This is a genomic window from Salinivibrio sp. EAGSL (assembly GCF_013366455.1).
Classification (GTDB): domain Bacteria; phylum Pseudomonadota; class Gammaproteobacteria; order Enterobacterales; family Vibrionaceae; genus Salinivibrio; species Salinivibrio costicola.
Genome location: NZ_JABWMG010000014.1, coordinates 75,639 through 91,140 on the forward strand (window position 1 = coordinate 75,639; position 15,502 = coordinate 91,140).

Below are 15,502 nucleotides of genomic sequence, written 5' to 3' on the forward strand. Positions count from 1 at the left end.
ACGATGAATAAAATTATTGCTTGTATTGATGGTGCATCGTACACCCAATCGGTAACGGACCTCAGCATTTGGGCGGCTTCACGCCTGTCTGCACCGCTGACCTTTTTGCATGTGTTGGAAAAGCCCGCGAGTAGCGATTCTGAGTTATCAGGCAGTATTGGTTTAGGCAGTCGCGATCAGCTCATGAGTGAGCTGACCGAGCTGGATGAAAAGCGTGCCAAACTGGCCTTGCAACATGGTAAGGCCCTGCTGCATGAGTGTGAAGAAGTGGCACTATCAAAGGGGCTGACCGAGGTCACGCGCTTGCAGCAACATGGCCACTTGCTTGAATCTTTGCTAGCGCTTGAATCGACCATGCGGGTGCTGGTGATTGGCCGGTCCGGTGATTTGCACCAGAACGATGCCAAAGCGATTGGATCGCAACTCGAAAGCGTCGTCCGCCGTATTCACAATCATATTTTGATTGCCACCGGGGATGTCACCCCACCCGATAGCTACCTTCTCGCGTTTGATGGCAGTGAGGTCAGTGAAAAACTGGTGGAGAAAGCCCTGAACACGCCCCTTCTCAAGGGCATGACCTGTCATTTGGTGATGGTGGATAACGACGCACATTCAGAGGCGTTTGAACGTGCAGCCCAACGCTTAACCGCCCAAGGTGTCGATGTTGTTCAAGCACGTTTATCGGGTGAGCCCGCTCAGGCTCTGTTGGCGTACCAAGCGCAACAAAATGTGGGCTTAATCACCATGGGCGCTTACGGTCATACCAAGCTGCGTCAGCTGTTTGTGGGTAGCACCACCACACGCATTGTGATTGATTCGCCCGTTCCTCTGTTATTGATTCGATAGCGGTTATCTATTGAATCATACGTAAACGCCATGAGCCTTGCTCGTGGCGTTTTTGTATCAAGCCAATTCATTTACTTTAACGCGTTCATACTTATCACTGGTACAACGAAAAAGACACTGACATAACGAACAAGACAAACGTGGCCGTTAAGCTTCGTTAAGCACCTTGGTCATAAAGTGCAGTGCATGATCAACAGGATAGTCCGTCAATGTCATTTGGCACTGATAACCGTGCTTTTCATAGAAGGGCTTGGCTTGAAAGCTGAAGGTATCGACAAACGCCATTTTACAGCCTATGTCCTTGGCATATTCTTCCAGATTATCTAATAGATGGCTGCCGACATGACGATGGCGAAAAGCATCATCGACCCAAAGGTATTTAATCAATAGCCATTGGCCCCAGGTATTGGCAACAATGCCACCGATGCGCTCATCATTGTCATTATAGGCGTAGCCGGCAAGCGTGCCCTCAGGGAGACCTGCCAAGAAGGGGGCGTTGCTTTGTTTTAGCCCCTGACGGATAGCGGTAATATCGTCATCACTCGGGCTTGCGTCCATGCGGTATTTCATTGTCGTCCATTTACTTACCAATCAGAAGATTGGGGTAGTATGCCCTTTGTGTTTTCGCCAATCTGTGCCAAGGCGCACTCTATTTGGCTTTACTCTTCATCAATCGGCTTGGCAGCGACTGAGCACTGGGTGGTCACGGTCAGTTTAGGCCAATGGGTTAACCATTGTTTTTCTTCAATACGCTGCTGAAAAACCGCCCATGGCCGTGCCGGGTTATGGCTCAGCTTCAACTCGAACAGCGACTGAACCCCAAACGCGGCAATGATCTCACAGCGCTGATTCATATCGAGACGGACCGCAATGGCCGTTTCTTTTTCAGGCCAAAATCGCATGGCGTCCAGGGTGCCAGCATACGCGGGGTCGTGATGCTTTTCGTGCATCCGTGCTTGGTTACGGACTTGCCAGGTAATCTCTGGCATGGTTTTTTGTAGTAACCCTTGAAGATATTGCTCACGCTCACGACTGGTATCGCTCGGATCATAGTAGATCACATCGATATCATTCAGCGCACTAGGCGGATATTTATGCATCGCATCCCAGACAAGGTTTCTCACAAATCCGGCGGCGATATAGCACTGAGGCAAATTGAGAGACTGAACACATCGTAATGCTCGCATCCTCATAGGATCTGCTTCAATTAAATCAATTAAGGCGCGACGATATGTCTTCTGGCATAAAAAGAATTGATGCTGGTGGCGTTTACGGATCCGACGGCGCTTCATGGATTAATCACCGTGGCGGACGTGTTCATAAATTGAGCGTGATACATGGTAGTTGTACTGCCTGGCAATTTTTTGGGCCAAAAAAGCTGTGGTAATTCAAATAGCACTAAACCAACCAAAATCAGAGCGAAATATGGCTGGCCCATCACTAAGCCAATAATGGCGATTACCAATAACGTACATTCTACGATAAACAACCGGTACTTTCGCAAGTAAAGATGATGGAATCCGCCTAAGAAAGCCCAATTGAGTACCGCATAGGTGTCTGGATCTTTCAGTTGTCTGATTTGCTCGGCAAAATAGCGTTTTTTCTGGCTTGGGGTTAAGCCATTCACTTGATCACGCAGCAAGGCTTCCTGTGTTTCCAGCTCTTGCCATGGTTGCGTTATCCGCATCTAAGGCACCTCATCGTGAATTATTTCTACTGCATCGGGATCATTACAACGACGAATGCGCGCTAAGCCGAGTTGCCAGCCGCGAAGTGCGCCGTACTTTTCGATCGCTTGGCGCGTGTACTCCGAGCAGCTCGGCTCGAAATTACACGCAATATTGAACCGTTTCTTTGATCCACCTTTAGCTTGGTAACGATGGATTAAAGTAAGCGACAAATACTTGAGCATTAGCGACCTAGGGTGACAATCACAGCTTCACGTTGCCAAAATAGCATATAACGTTTCTTTTCAATCACTTGAAAAACAACCTGCCAGTCATCTTGCGCGTATTGATTGAGTTCGGCTTCGAGGCGTTGCAACGGCAAGCCACTTGAGCCCAGCAATAAGGTGCCGCAACCACCTTCAACAATATGAACAACTTTGTACTCGGTAAACTTGCTCATCAATATTCTCCCTCTCCGAAACAAAAATGCCGCCTTCAAGGCGGCATCAGAGATTACCAGATATTCACCCGCTGATCTTCGGGTAAATACATGCCATCACCTTCTTTAATACCAAAGGCTTCATAGAATGCAGGGACATTGCGCGGCGCACCGAGCACGCGATATTGCGGTGGCGCATGCGGGCCTAGCGACACGCGCTCACGTAGGGCATCTTCACGCATCTTCATTTTCCAAATCTGCCCCCAGCTGAGGAAGAATCGTTGCTCGCCGGTATACCCGTCCATCACTGGAGACGCTTCTCCGTGCAACGATTTTTGATAGGCGCGAAAGGCGGTGGTCAAGCCAACTAAATCACCAATGTTCTCACCCAAAGACACTTTGCCGTCAATGAATAAGTCCGGCAATGGCTCAAACTGGCTAAATTGCTCGGCCAGCTTTTGGGTGCGTGCATCAAAGCGCGCCCGGTCCTCATCCGTCCACCAATTGGATAGGTTGCCATCGCCATCATAACGCGAGCCCTGATCATCAAAACCATGCCCCATTTCATGGCCAATCACCGCGCCGATACCGCCGTAGTTCACGGCGTCATCCGCATTCATATCAAAAAACGGTGGTTGCAAGATCCCGGCGGGGAACACTATCTCGTTGGCAGTTGGGCTGTAATAAGCGTTGACCGTTTGCGGGGTCATGCCCCACTCTTTACGGTCAACCGGTGCACCAATCCGCGACAGCATATCTTGATAGCCCCAGCGTGCGGCACGTTTGCTGTTGCCAATCAAGTCATCGGCGTTGATGGTCAGCGCGCTGTAATCTTCCCATTGCTCTGGATAGCCGATTTTTGGCGTGAATTTACTCAGCTTATCCAATGCTTTCGCTTTGGTTTCATCGCTCATCCACGCCAATGATTCAATCGAGTCTTTAAACGCGGCACGCAAGTTATCAATCAAGGTTTCCATACGCGCTTTGGCTTCTGGCGGGAAATAACGCGCGACATACTCTTGGCCGAGCGCTTCACCCAGCACCCCTTCGGTGGCTTGCACGCCCCGCTTCCAACGGTCACGCTGCTCAGGAATGCCGTTAAGGGTTTTGGAATAGAACGCAAATTGACGTTCAACCAGCTCATGATTTAGGCGCGGCGCAAACGCATTGAGGGTACGAATGGTGAGATAATCTTGCCACGCTTGCAAACTGGTTTGCTCAAACACCTGCCCTAGCGCCTCAAAATAAGATGGCATGCGCACCACAACCTCACCGGCTTTATCGATACCCGCGCGTTTGGCAAAGCGCGCATAATCAAACCCACCCATCAACTGATTGAGCGCTTCAATTGGCATTTTGTTATAGGTTGCTTGCGCGTCACGGCGTTTAGCGCGTGTCCAGTGGTGTTCTGCCAGCGTTTTCTCCAGCTGATAAATTCGATCAGCGCGTTGTTTGGCCTGATCGTAACCCGCTAAGCGCAGCATATCTTGGAGATAGCGTTTGTAAGCGGTGCGGATACGCTCAGCGTCCTCGGTGTCTCGAAAATAATAGTCTCTATCCGGCAAGCCCAACCCACTTTGGCTCAGATACAGGGCGTTATAGTCAGGATTTTTTGCATCGGCCCACGCATAAAAACTAAACGGGATCCCAACCCCAACTTGTCGCAAATCGGCCATCGCGTAAATCAGCGCAGGCTTCGAGGAAATCGCGGCAATACGATCAAGCTCAGGTTTGATTGGCGTGACCCCTAGGGCATCAATTTTATCTTGGTCCATATAGCTAAGATAAAAATCACGCAGCTTTTGCTCGTTGGAGCCAGGCTTGAGATCATCACGCGCCACCAGCTCATCAATGATGCCTTTCAGACGCTTTTCATTCTCTTCGGCTAAGATACGGAACGCACCATAGCTGGACATATCACTGGGGATTTGGGTTTGGTCGTACCAAGTGCCGTTCACGTGACGGAACAAGTCATCTTGCGGACGAACCGATCGATCAAAATCTTGTAGATACAGACCGGATTCGCGCTGTACTTCAGCGTGTGTGGTGTTAGCAGCGTACACCTGCCCAGGCACCAGGCTCATCACGCCTAGTGCAAACGCGACCCCCATCGCGGCTCGCTTAAATCGCACTCGGTTGACTGATTTATTTTTCATCATTCGTTTACCTAATTCCTTCCATAACATGGCTCAAGCGACGTAATCTTGTCGATTCCCGAAAAGACATGCGCTGTTCACGACATAAGGTCTCGATAGAGCACCACACAGTGATAATCACGCCCCTCGTCTTGCTCGGGTTCAAAATGGGTAATACGACAAAACCCTTGCTGATACCAGAATCGAAACGCGCGAATGTTCTCGGCATAAACATTCACCCCCATGCGTCGATAGTCCCCATAAGCTTGCACGGTTTCAATCACGCTCGCAACCGCTTCGCTGCCATAGCCATGCTTTTGATATCTTGGAGAAATAGTGAGCATGGGCAGCCAAACACTCTGTGTATCCGGCGCATTGAGCGAGATTTGCAGATAGCCGATATCTTTACCGTCATGGGTTTGAATGCGACGAAGATAAAAGGCGTCTTCCACATCAGGCGCCTTTTTCTCCGCACTGTCGGCAATCAATGATTGATAGGTGGATAACGACCAAGGCTTAAACGTGGGATCTTGATATTGCAGATGCTGATTTTGCTCAAACAGTGCTTTAACGCGCTTTGCATCACTGTACTCAAACGCACTAAAACATAGGCGTTCAGACCGCCATGTGGCTGGAAACATGTTTAATTCCTATTTTATCAGCGCATACATTGATTGATATCGCGCACAGTTTTAAAAACTAGCTGGTTGTCTGGCGTAGAAATCGCGGCTTTTGCGCAATTATTGTGCCCCAAAAGGGGTAAATACGTGGCTCACGCTTTTCTGTTTTTCGAAAAATAAAGTCCTTAATATGGTGGCTACGTTTCGACCTCTTCAGAGACACTTCGATGGATGATAACGCTCGGCAATTGCTTGACCACCTATGCCTCGGCTATGACCAATTGGCCCAACGTCACCAGATGCGCGCTTTTCCAGAGCTCTCCACCGCGATCAAGCACCCACTCGGCTATTGTCTGGTTCACTGTCCGATCGGTAGTCAGCGATTATCGATTGTTTCGCTACAATTTGCTCCCGGCGTTCGCGGCCAAGGGGTGCTGACGGCGTTTATCGACTATATTCAAGCGCATCCGCATCACTACCGCGGCATTGAAGTTGCCACCATTCAAAATCAAAGCTTAGCGAAACGACTACTGGCATTGGGTTGGCGATATAAGTCTGCCCTAACCAAGCTATTTCGCGCCAACACCCCCACCTTGGTGCATGATTTCTAATCAAAATACGGAAGTTTTCGCTAAGTAGGGTTCCTATTATTGACAACTTTTTTTCTTTCGCAAGGTATTACAAGTAAGCGTCAAACCCAGTTCGTCAAGCGACGGTTACTTAAAGCAGACTTCCGCCCAACGCGCTAAGCCCGCGGTGACTGAGCCAAAGTAGTCGCCACTCACTACAGGAATGTTCGGCAGCTCTGCTTGTACAGCCTCCCGTAAGAAGGGCGAGCGCGCCGAGCCACCTGTCATAAAAATCACGTCAGGCTTTACATCGGCCTGCGCGACCACATCGTGCACTAAGGCGATCATCTTACGTTTGGGCGCCTCAATCGCATCAATCATGTTATCGCGCGATACATCAACATCCACGCGCTCGGAGAACAGTTGAATACCCGCTCGGTATGCAGCTTGATCTGACAACGCAATCTTTGCCTCTTCCGCACGACGGACAATGTTGTGACCCAGTGACTCGTGATACACCTCAAGCAAACGGGTCAGTTTATGTGGCTCTTGCGCTTGCTTGTGCAGCCCTTTGAGCACCGCCAAGTTTTCAAACGCATAGAAATCGTTTTGCGCTTGTACGTTGTTAATCGCGATAGGGTTGGAAAACTGCGTAATCGGCATCTCAATGCCAGACTCCATTTTGCTGCCCATTCCAAACGGAAACATCATTTGTTTGAATGCCAACGCAATATCTAGGTCATTACCGCCAATACGCTGGCCTTTGTGCGCTAATAAACTTGCACTGCGATCGCTACTACCGCGCCACGATGGCCCCATCTCAATCAACGAACAGTCTGTGGTCCCCCCTCCGATATCGACCACAAGAACGATTTGGTCTTCGCTCAATGTGGCTTCATAGTCCAGGCCGGCAGCGACTGGCTCAAACTGAAATTCAACCTGTTTAAAGCCCGCCCGCTTAGCCGCATTGAGCAAAATACCCTCGGCTTGGCGGTTTGCCGTCTCGCCTCCACGGCCTTGAAAGTTGATCGGCCGACCGATCACCGCATCATGAATACTCTGTTGAGTTTGGTGTTCGGCTTGCGTTTTGATGTTATCCATCATTGCGCATACGAGGTCTTCAAAAAAGCGAAGCTGAGCATCACGCAAACCTGACGCACCAAGGAAAGATTTAGGCGATTTCACGTAGTACATATCGCGCGGATCATCGAGATAGCGGTCGAGCGCCGCTTGACCAAACGCCATGTCCTCCGCCTCAAGTTCAATGCTTTCCTCTCGGTTTACATGAATGGCGCGGCGCAACATCTGCTCGCCAATCGCATCTAGCGGCTTGATGCCCCGATGACGAAACAAATACTCAGACACTGATTCGCGCGTAGGTGCGGCAAGGGAGGAAGGAATAAACGTGCTGTCCCCTTCTAGACGTAACAGCGTCGGCTGACCGTTTTCAATCTTCGCCACCGAGCAATTTGCTGTACCATAGTCAAAGCCGATATACATAAATGCCTCTCACCGCAGAAAAAGTCGGCAATGCTACCTCAACCGTGGCGGGATTTCTAACATCCGTCTACAGAGACCAATCAGTCGCGGCGTCGCTGCGAAACGCCACGCGTTAATTCCCTACGGATTGATTGCTGCCTCTGGGGAACTAACGCTCGCCTAAGTGGTGAGCAACACAATACCGATGTTGCCGCAAACCACTGGGGCCCAAAAGGCCATGTAAGGGACAGAAATATAAGAGTTAGCGTACCAGAGTGCAGAATAGCTGTTTAGGCATAATCGCCTAAAATGTTGGCGCAGTCAGGGTTTGGGGAGTTATGGGGGGGGATATAAACGCAAAAAAGCCGCTGACTGAGCAGCGGCTTTTTAGTATGTGGCGGAGAGATAGGGATTTGAACCCTAGAAGGGCTATTAACCCTTGCCGGTTTTCAAGACCGGTGCTTTCAACCACTCAGCCATCTCTCCGGAACGGGGCGTATAGTAGAGGCTACTCAGTGCGATGTAAAGTGTGTTTTTACTTTCTCGCGCTTAAGTGCTGAAATTATCAGCAAACACCTATTTGAATAGGTTTCCCCTCTGCCAACCCGTTGCTTATTTAACCAAAACGACCATTGATATAGTCAGACGTCAGCTTATGCTCAGGATCATTAAACACTTTTTGTGTTGTGTTAACCTCAACCAAGCTACCGAGATGAAAATAAGCGGTGCGATCAGACACACGAGCTGCTTGCTGCATGGAATGCGTCACAATCACAATGCTGAAGTTCTTCTTCAAATCCGAGATCAGCTCTTCAATCACCCCAGTGGCAATCGGATCGAGGGCTGAACACGGCTCATCCATCAAAATAACTTCCGGTGCGACCGCAATAGTACGTGCAATACAAAGTCGCTGTTGCTGACCACCAGATAAGCCGGTTGCCGGCTGATCCAGACGATCTTTGACCTCATTCCACAAACCGGCACGTGTTAGGGATTGCTCCACCAGTTCATCCAAGTCAGTTTTACTGTCGACTAAGCCGTGAATACGCGGGCCATAAGCAACGTTGTCATACACGGATTTAGGAAACGGGTTAGGACGTTGGAACACCATGCCGACTTGTGAGCGCAATTCGACAATTTCACTCTCGCGGTGGTAAATGTCAGTGTCTCCCAAAATGATGTCCCCCGTCACCTCACAGCCCGGGATCGTATCATTCATACGATTTAAGCAACGCAAGAACGTCGATTTACCACAGCCTGATGGCCCAATCATCGCAAGCACTTCTTTCTCGCCGATATCAAGGCTCACATTTTTAATCGCCGGCTTAGACCCGTTGTCATAATTAACGAACACATTTCGTGCTGTCATGCGTGGCATATCAACAAACGGAATACCACAGGTTTCACTCGGTGCTTGTGTGCTTTGTGGTGCGGCTTCCACTACATCTTCAGTCATGGTTAGGTTGTTCATTGTTGTCGTCGTCATGATTCTCTCTCCCGACTTACCAGCGTCGCTCGAGACGCTTACGCATAATCACCGCACAGGCATTCATAAAGGCTAAGAATGCCAGCAGTACCATGATTGCGCCTGAGGTGTTTTCGACAAAGCCCTTTTCAGGATTCTCTGCCCATAAATAGATTTGCACGGGTAACGCTGTGGCCGCATCAAGCGGACCGGATGGCACATCAACGATAAACGCGATCATCCCGATCATCAGTAGCGGTGCCGTTTCTCCGAGTGCTTGTGCCATCCCGATAATGGTACCGGTTAACATGCCTGGCATCGCCAATGGCAAGACGTGGTGAAGCACCATTTGCATCTTAGATGCACCCACACCCAAAGCCGCATCACGGACCGAGGGCGGAACCGCTTTAATCGCCGAACGACTCGATATAATAATCGTCGGTAATGTCATGAGCGTGAGCACTAAGCCACCAACGACTGGCGCCGAGCGTGGCAGATCAGCAAAGTTCAAGAAAACAGCCAGACCCAGCAAGCCAAACACAATCGAGGGGACGGCTGCTAAGTTGTTAATGTTAATTTCAATAATTTCGGTAATGCGATTACGTGGCGCAAATTCTTCCAAGTAAATCGCGGCTGCTACACCAATCGGGAAACTCAACGCCAGTGTTACCAACAAGGTGTAGAAAGACCCAACAGTCGCGCCCCAAATGCCCGCTAACTCAGCATCACGGCTATCACCATTGGTGAAGAAGCGCGTATTGAACACGGTGCGCACGCGATTATCATCTTCCAGTTGGTTAAACCAGTTTATGTGCTTGTCTTTAAACTGACGATTTGACTCTGGGAGTTTGCCGTCGATGTTGCCTTTGTTGAATTGGTTGACGTTATCACCCGCCAATGCCCAAATCTCAATCTTCTGTCCGACCAGATCGGGGTTTGCGGCAACACGGTCACGCAAATCATATTCCGCGCCCGTAGAGATAAAGCGAAATAGATCACGTTTATCGCCCCGCGAGGTCACCTCTGGCATCGCATTAAATATGGCCTTCGCCAATACCGAACGATAACTGAGGTACTCCAATGTTTCATCGTTCAGTGGTTTTCCCTCAATGCCCAAGCTTTGCTCACTGAGATCAACCGTTAAACGGATTTCGGTGGTGTAAAACGCCGTATACCCTTGGGAGACAATCGACCCAATCAGCAATACCAAAAAGGTGAAGGCGAGAAAAATCGATGTCATACCATACCAGCGGAAACGCTTTTCTTTTCCGCGACGTTTCGCAAGGCCTGCTTTTACCCTAGCACGCTTCTCTTGCGCAATTTTTTCGATTTTATCAGTCATATTGTTCTCGATATTTTTTCACGATGCGTAGCGCCACGAAGTTGAGCGCTAGCGTCACAACAAACAGCGTGAGACCCAAAGCAAATGCAGCCAGCGTTTTAGGGCTATCGAACTCTTGGTCACCGACCAACAATGTCACGATTTGAACCGTGACTGTGGTCACCGATTCCAAGGGGTTCGCCGTTAAGTTAGACGATAATCCCGCCGCCATCACCACGATCATGGTTTCACCAATTGCGCGTGATACCGCCAGCAATAAACCACCGACAATGCCTGGTAACGCGGCAGGAATCACAACCTGACGCACGGTTTCAGAGGGGGTAGCGCCTAGCCCTAATGAACCATCACGCAGTGACTGAGGCACGGCGGATATCACATCATCGGACAGCGAGGAGACAAACGGAATGATCATAATGCCCATCACCGCACCAGCTGCGAGTGCACTTTCTGACGATGCACTGGTAAAGCCGAGCGCATGGGCAACATCACGAATAAATGGCGCCGCAACTAACGCTGCGAAAAAGCCGTAAACCACTGTCGGGATCCCCGCAAGGATCTCTAAAATAGGCTTAACAATGCCGCGAACACGGGGCGACGCGTATTCGGCCAAGTAAATGGCACTCATCAACCCAACCGGTGCCGCGATACACATGGCGATGAATGAAATCATCAAAGTGCCGGTAAATAGCGGGATCGCACCAAAAGAACCACTCGAGGCTTGTTGATCTGCACGCAGTGCAATCTGTGGCGACCATTCGGTGCCAAAGATGAACTCGGTCACGGGGATCATTTGGAAAAATCGCATCGCTTCAAACAACACTGAGAGCACAATGCCGAATGTGGTTAAGATTGCGAGGGTTGAGCAGAACAATAAAAAGCCCTGCATCACGTTTTCGACCCGATTGCGGGCACGTAAACGCAGTCGTAGCGAGCGCCAGCCAAAGGCTAATCCCGCCAACGCAAGTGCAGTCATTGCGGTGAATCGTAATGTGGTCCCTAAATGGTTCAGGGTTTGATAATGGTCCGCCGCAGCCAACAAGACAGCATCGTCAGTTTGGGTGATGCCACGAGCAATATTACCGATTTGACTGTATAACAAATCCGCATTGCCGAACTGCGTGACGTACGTATCGGAAATTTGTGCCATCACCAAACTGTGGATCAAGTTCGGTTCTACCGCTTGCCACAACAATAAAAGAACCAGTGCCGGAATCGCCGCCAAAATGGCGACATATGAGCCGTAATAGTTAGGTCGAGAATGCAGTTTGCTCAAGCCACCAGCCATGTTGGCAAGCTTAATAGAACGCGTTCGAGCAATAAAAAAGCCGGAAATTGCAATAATAGCAATCACGGTCATCAGCATGGGTGTTGTCATTGTTCCTCCTGAACACGAATAAAGGGGGTACGTGACACGTACCACCCTTTCGTATTCACAATGCGCTTACAAGTTTGGTTTTAAATCGACGGCAGCACTGCGTACTTGTTGCCACTCGTTTTCACCCAGTGGAATAAGGCCACGGTCAGCGAGATATCCCATGCTGCCCATTGCTTCTTCTGAGGTGAACGCTTTCACATAATCGGTCAGGCCAGGAATCACGTTCTCATGCGCTTTTTTAACGTAGAAATACAGTGAACGTGATACGGGATACTCGCCGGTACCAATGGCATCAAATGTTGGCAGAACACCCGAGATTTTAGAGCCTTGTACTTTGTCTGCGTTTTGCTCAAGGAAGCTGTAACCGAAGATGCCAAGCGCATCTGGGTTTGCTTCAAGCTTTTGCACAATCAAGTTATCGTTTTCACCGGCTTCGATGAAAGCACCGTCTTCGCGCATGCCGTGACAAATCGCTTTGAATTTGTCTTCGTTACTGTCTTCAAGTGCTGCGACTTCGGGATACTCGGAGCAGCCCGCTTCCATGGCTAGCTCAACAAACGCATCACGTGTCCCTGATGTTGGTGGTGGACCTAGCACCTCGATTTTGGTGTTAGGCAGTGATGGGTTCACGTCTTTCCACGTGTCATTGGGGTTGTCGATAAAGTTGCCGTTAGCGTCTGGGACGGTTTTAGCGAGTGCGGTGTAGATATCTTTTAGGGTGAGATCATACTGTTGCGATACTTTCGAGTTTGCGATAGCGATACCGTCATAACCGACTTTGATTTCGACAATCTCGTCGACGCCATTTGACTGACAGCGTTCAATTTCCGAGCTTTTGATTTTACGTGATGCGTTAGTCACATCTGGGGTGTTTTCACCGACGCCCGCACAGAACAACTTAAGTCCACCGCCTGAGCCAGTCGATTCGATTTTTGGTACTGAATATTGCGACGTGCGACCGAAGCGCTCAGCAACAACAGTAGCAAAAGGGTAAACAGTAGAAGAGCCAACGATGCTAATGTAGTCACGGCTTGCAGCCGTTGCGCTACCTGAGGCCAGCACGGCCATTGATACTGTCGTCGCTGCAAAGAGAGCTTTAAGTTTCACATCAACCTCCAAGTCGATTATTTAAGTTAGTGCTGTGTAAATCAATTTATCTACACATAACGAAGAACTCGGTTAACGGGGAGACACATTAAGCGCACAAAGTGACAGTTCCTTTATGCAATGATGAAGGTTTGATGACAGCCAGAGGCATTGGTAGCACACTCAAAAGTTGCTCAAGGTGCGCTAGCGCTGCGCGCGGAAGTGGCTAGGATAGATGAAACATCGATAACATAGCAGCGAGATAACATCACAATTGAGATGTTAGCTGCGAACAATTTGGATAAAGAAGGCAATGACAGATGCTAACCACAATGAGGACACACGGTTGAACACTGATGCCAAGCCATTGGTACTCTTTTTGTGTGATGGAAAATACGGCGCGTCGTTAATGGCAGCCGCAATGATGAAAAGCAAAGCGAACAGTTTTTTTGATGTGCACTGTTATCACACAACGCAAACCATGAGCACCGATAAGGCCGCACAAGCGCTGATCCAGTTTCAAATATCGACTTACGATCTGGCGCCGGCGCCATTGGATGCGCTGACACTCGACTATGTCGATTATTTAATTGCTCTGAATCCCGCATCAGTACAATCGGGCCTGCCATTGCCAAGCTACGGAAAATTTATTCCCTGGGATGTGACCGAAAACAGCGACGCCGGACTTGCTGCCGTTTTGCGTGCTATTAACCAAAATGTGAATTACTTTCTCTCTCTGTATTTATTTCGATAAAAAATGCGCCACTTAGGCGCATTTTTTGTTGTTAACACGGCTCTCACAATGAGCCTTGGCTTTTCGGTTTATAGTCTAAACGCTTGAGCCTGCTCACTCATACTCGCGTTTTCTTTTTCTAACCGCTCGTACGCTTGGCGCGTTTGCTCTGCCGTTTCAGCCAAAGATTCCGCCGCACGGTGAATTGCTGCGACGTTTTGGTTTAAATCAGCAGCGGCAGTGGTTTGTTCTTCGGTCGCCGTCGCAATCGCCCCTGTCATTTCTGACACCTGCTGCGTTGACGCATTGATGGTCTCAATCGCCTCTGCCGCGCGTTTGGCATCATCCAATCCTTTTTGGGTTAATGTTTGGCTGTCACTCATCACCTGATACGCCTGACGCGCTTTGGTTTGCAGCCCTTCGATGATTTGATTAATCTCATCGGTTGATGACTGCGTCTTGGTTGCCAAACCGCGCACTTCATCAGCGACCACAGCAAAACCGCGACCTGCCTCACCGGCGCGCGCCGCTTCAATCGCCGCATTAAGGGCAAGTAAATTCGTTTGCTCGGCAATAGTACTGATCACCTCTGAGACCTTACCGATATTTTCACTGTCTGCGGTTAACGCCTCAATCACTTGCGACGCTTCGTTAACTTGATCTTTCGCGGCTACGCTTTGCTGGTAAGACTGTTCAAAGGTTTCTCGACCTTGCTGGGCATACTCGCGCGATTTATCAGTGTGCTCGGCCGCCGCGACCGTATTACTCGCCACTTCCCCAAATGTTGACTCCATTTGTGTCATAGCACTGGCGAGCTGTGATAGCTCACTACGCTGTTGCTCAACACTGTTGACCGTATCCGTCACCTGAGTCGAAAGCTCGTTACTGACCGTTTGTAGCCGCTGTGTGCCTTTTATCAGCGAACCAATTAAGTGGGTGATACTACTTTGCATCTGATCGAATGTATTGGCGGCCTGTCCTAATTCATCACGGTTAAACTGAGCAAGATCGAGCCGTTGCGTCAGATCGCCACTTTCTACCCGCTGCATTTGCGTAACCAGTAAGGACAATGGTCCGCGGATACGGTTTTGGAGTAAAAGTGCAACGATAACCATCAACACGATCAGCGCGACAATTACCGCTATCCCTATGATAATCAGCTGTTCGATTTTCTTAGACTCTTGTGCTTTGATGGTATTGGCCTGTGCTTCTAGATCAGCTTGTAACGACGCTAGGTTATCCACTATTTGATCAAAAGGCGCTAACATTGGCCCAAGCATTTTGCGTCGAGCGTCGTCTATTCGCCCATTATCGATTAGACGAATATAATCATTTTGCATCTCGCGATAGCCATTCAAACGTGTCTCAATGGTGGTGACTTCATCGCTGTTGCTATCTCGAACCGTCAGCGTTTTCATATCCGTCAGCGCGCCACGTACCGATTCGTCATTGCGCTTAATTTTCACCAGGATGTCGCGATGCGCTTGTTTATCATCGGTTAGGCCATAATCGAGCGCAAAACGGCGGTAGGTTACCGTGTAATAGCGTAAATCTGACACCGTGCTGAGCAAACGCACATTGCGCTCGACAACGTCATTGAACTGGGTTTTAACTGAGCTAATTTCACTGAACAAATAGGCGCCACTCAGGGCGACTGCAATCCCGAGCGCAATAAACACCGTCCGCAAATACTGAATAATTGTCATAGATTCCCCATTACCCTTAAATACCATCACTAAATTAATT

16 protein-coding genes and 1 tRNA gene are annotated in these 15,502 nt (G+C 49.4%); 3 read left to right on the plus strand and 14 right to left on the minus strand.

Going from position 1 to position 15,502, the window contains the following annotated elements; all coding sequences use genetic code 11:
- Window positions 1-3 precede the first annotated feature (3 nt).
- On the plus strand, window positions 4-846 hold the full coding sequence (locus tag HLG76_RS10155; protein ID WP_175993594.1) for a universal stress protein: 843 nt from the start codon (window positions 4-6) through the stop codon (window positions 844-846).
- A 147-nt stretch (window positions 847-993) separates the two neighbouring features.
- On the opposite strand, the gene HLG76_RS10160 is transcribed toward HLG76_RS10155, so the two are convergent.
- From HLG76_RS10160 to HLG76_RS10190, 7 genes are all read right to left on the minus strand, one after another.
- A complete protein-coding gene (locus tag HLG76_RS10160; protein ID WP_077646876.1) occupies window positions 994-1,416 on the minus strand; it encodes a GNAT family N-acetyltransferase in 423 nt (140 codons plus the stop codon).
- 89 nt (window positions 1,417-1,505) lie between these two features.
- The gene (locus HLG76_RS10165; protein WP_051109677.1) at window positions 1,506-2,039 is read right to left on the minus strand and encodes a nucleotidyltransferase family protein; all 534 of its coding nucleotides are present in this window, start codon (window positions 2,037-2,039) and stop codon (window positions 1,506-1,508) included.
- Window positions 2,040-2,134: 95 nt separating this feature from the next.
- A complete protein-coding gene (locus HLG76_RS10170) occupies window positions 2,135-2,533 on the minus strand; it encodes a hypothetical protein (RefSeq protein WP_254877669.1) in 399 nt (132 codons plus the stop codon).
- Window positions 2,534-2,758 carry a membrane protein insertion efficiency factor YidD gene (gene yidD / locus HLG76_RS10175; protein ID WP_077461263.1) on the minus strand — a complete coding sequence of 75 codons (225 nt, stop codon included), beginning with the start codon at window positions 2,756-2,758 and terminating at the stop codon, window positions 2,534-2,536.
- Window positions 2,758-2,973: a DUF4177 domain-containing protein gene (locus HLG76_RS10180; protein WP_175993595.1), complete on the minus strand. Its 216-nt coding sequence runs from the start codon at window positions 2,971-2,973 to the stop codon at window positions 2,758-2,760. The genes yidD and HLG76_RS10180 overlap by 1 nt, the downstream gene beginning before the upstream one ends.
- Window positions 2,974-3,026: 53 nt before the next feature.
- Complete coding sequence (locus HLG76_RS10185; protein ID WP_217706550.1) at window positions 3,027-5,111, minus strand: M13 family metallopeptidase; 2,085 nt, start codon at window positions 5,109-5,111, stop codon at window positions 3,027-3,029.
- A gap of 74 nt (window positions 5,112-5,185) precedes the next feature.
- Window positions 5,186-5,728 carry a GNAT family N-acetyltransferase gene (locus HLG76_RS10190; protein WP_077461261.1) on the minus strand — a complete coding sequence of 181 codons (543 nt, stop codon included), beginning with the start codon at window positions 5,726-5,728 and terminating at the stop codon, window positions 5,186-5,188.
- Window positions 5,729-5,934: 206 nt separating this feature from the next.
- On the opposite strand from HLG76_RS10190, the gene HLG76_RS10195 reads away from it, so the two are divergent.
- Window positions 5,935-6,318 (plus strand): hypothetical protein, encoded by a 384-nt coding sequence (locus HLG76_RS10195; RefSeq protein ID WP_077576506.1) that lies wholly within the window; start codon window positions 5,935-5,937, stop codon window positions 6,316-6,318.
- Window positions 6,319-6,423: 105 nt separating this feature from the next.
- Here HLG76_RS10195 and yegD read toward each other — a convergent pair whose 3' ends face one another.
- The 6 genes from yegD to HLG76_RS10225 form a co-directional block, all read right to left on the minus strand.
- Window positions 6,424-7,776: a molecular chaperone gene (gene yegD / locus HLG76_RS10200; protein ID WP_175993596.1), complete on the minus strand. Its 1,353-nt coding sequence runs from the start codon at window positions 7,774-7,776 to the stop codon at window positions 6,424-6,426.
- Between the two features lie 374 nt (window positions 7,777-8,150).
- Window positions 8,151-8,241: transfer RNA gene (locus HLG76_RS10205), tRNA-Ser, on the minus strand.
- A gap of 130 nt (window positions 8,242-8,371) precedes the next feature.
- Window positions 8,372-9,133: a phosphate ABC transporter ATP-binding protein PstB gene (gene pstB, locus HLG76_RS10210; protein WP_236719568.1), complete on the minus strand. Its 762-nt coding sequence runs from the start codon at window positions 9,131-9,133 to the stop codon at window positions 8,372-8,374.
- 124 nt (window positions 9,134-9,257) lie between these two features.
- Window positions 9,258-10,562, minus strand: coding sequence for a phosphate ABC transporter permease PstA (gene pstA / locus HLG76_RS10215; protein ID WP_077576674.1), 1,305 nt, complete (start codon window positions 10,560-10,562; stop codon window positions 9,258-9,260).
- Complete coding sequence (pstC, locus tag HLG76_RS10220; RefSeq protein ID WP_175993597.1) at window positions 10,555-11,937, minus strand: phosphate ABC transporter permease subunit PstC; 1,383 nt, start codon at window positions 11,935-11,937, stop codon at window positions 10,555-10,557. Before pstC ends, pstA begins: the two co-directional genes overlap by 8 nt.
- A 66-nt stretch (window positions 11,938-12,003) precedes the next feature.
- Window positions 12,004-13,044, minus strand: coding sequence for a substrate-binding domain-containing protein (locus HLG76_RS10225; RefSeq protein ID WP_077461247.1), 1,041 nt, complete (start codon window positions 13,042-13,044; stop codon window positions 12,004-12,006).
- Between the two features lie 292 nt (window positions 13,045-13,336).
- Here HLG76_RS10225 and HLG76_RS10230 point away from each other — a divergent pair, with 292 nt between their 5' ends.
- The gene (locus HLG76_RS10230; RefSeq protein ID WP_021023116.1) at window positions 13,337-13,777 is read left to right on the plus strand and encodes a hypothetical protein; all 441 of its coding nucleotides are present in this window, start codon (window positions 13,337-13,339) and stop codon (window positions 13,775-13,777) included.
- Window positions 13,778-13,845: 68 nt separating this feature from the next.
- Here HLG76_RS10230 and HLG76_RS10235 read toward each other — a convergent pair whose 3' ends face one another.
- Window positions 13,846-15,462: a methyl-accepting chemotaxis protein gene (locus HLG76_RS10235; RefSeq protein ID WP_175993598.1), complete on the minus strand. Its 1,617-nt coding sequence runs from the start codon at window positions 15,460-15,462 to the stop codon at window positions 13,846-13,848.
- Window positions 15,463-15,502: the final 40 nt, after the last annotated feature.

Excerpts from the sequence above, each read along its gene's own strand:
- HLG76_RS10155 (WP_175993594.1), top strand. The coding sequence starts at position 4 with ATGAATAAAATTATTGCTTGTATTGATGGTGCATCGTACACCCAATCG.
- HLG76_RS10160 (WP_077646876.1), bottom strand. The coding sequence starts at position 1,416 with ATGAAATACCGCATGGACGCAAGCCCGAGTGATGACGATATTACCGCT.
- HLG76_RS10165 (WP_051109677.1), bottom strand. The coding sequence starts at position 2,039 with ATGAGGATGCGAGCATTACGATGTGTTCAGTCTCTCAATTTGCCTCAG.
- HLG76_RS10170 (WP_254877669.1), bottom strand. The coding sequence starts at position 2,533 with ATGCGGATAACGCAACCATGGCAAGAGCTGGAAACACAGGAAGCCTTG.
- yidD (WP_077461263.1), bottom strand. The coding sequence starts at position 2,758 with ATGCTCAAGTATTTGTCGCTTACTTTAATCCATCGTTACCAAGCTAAA.
- HLG76_RS10180 (WP_175993595.1), bottom strand. The coding sequence starts at position 2,973 with ATGAGCAAGTTTACCGAGTACAAAGTTGTTCATATTGTTGAAGGTGGT.
- HLG76_RS10185 (WP_217706550.1), bottom strand. The coding sequence starts at position 5,111 with ATGATGAAAAATAAATCAGTCAACCGAGTGCGATTTAAGCGAGCCGCG.
- HLG76_RS10190 (WP_077461261.1), bottom strand. The coding sequence starts at position 5,728 with ATGTTTCCAGCCACATGGCGGTCTGAACGCCTATGTTTTAGTGCGTTT.
- HLG76_RS10195 (WP_077576506.1), top strand. The coding sequence starts at position 5,935 with ATGGATGATAACGCTCGGCAATTGCTTGACCACCTATGCCTCGGCTAT.
- yegD (WP_175993596.1), bottom strand. The coding sequence starts at position 7,776 with ATGTATATCGGCTTTGACTATGGTACAGCAAATTGCTCGGTGGCGAAG.
- pstB (WP_236719568.1), bottom strand. The coding sequence starts at position 9,133 with ATGCCACGCATGACAGCACGAAATGTGTTCGTTAATTATGACAACGGG.
- pstA (WP_077576674.1), bottom strand. The coding sequence starts at position 10,562 with ATGACTGATAAAATCGAAAAAATTGCGCAAGAGAAGCGTGCTAGGGTA.
- pstC (WP_175993597.1), bottom strand. The coding sequence starts at position 11,937 with ATGACAACACCCATGCTGATGACCGTGATTGCTATTATTGCAATTTCC.
- HLG76_RS10230 (WP_021023116.1), top strand. The coding sequence starts at position 13,337 with ATGACAGATGCTAACCACAATGAGGACACACGGTTGAACACTGATGCC.
- HLG76_RS10235 (WP_175993598.1), bottom strand. The coding sequence starts at position 15,462 with ATGACAATTATTCAGTATTTGCGGACGGTGTTTATTGCGCTCGGGATT.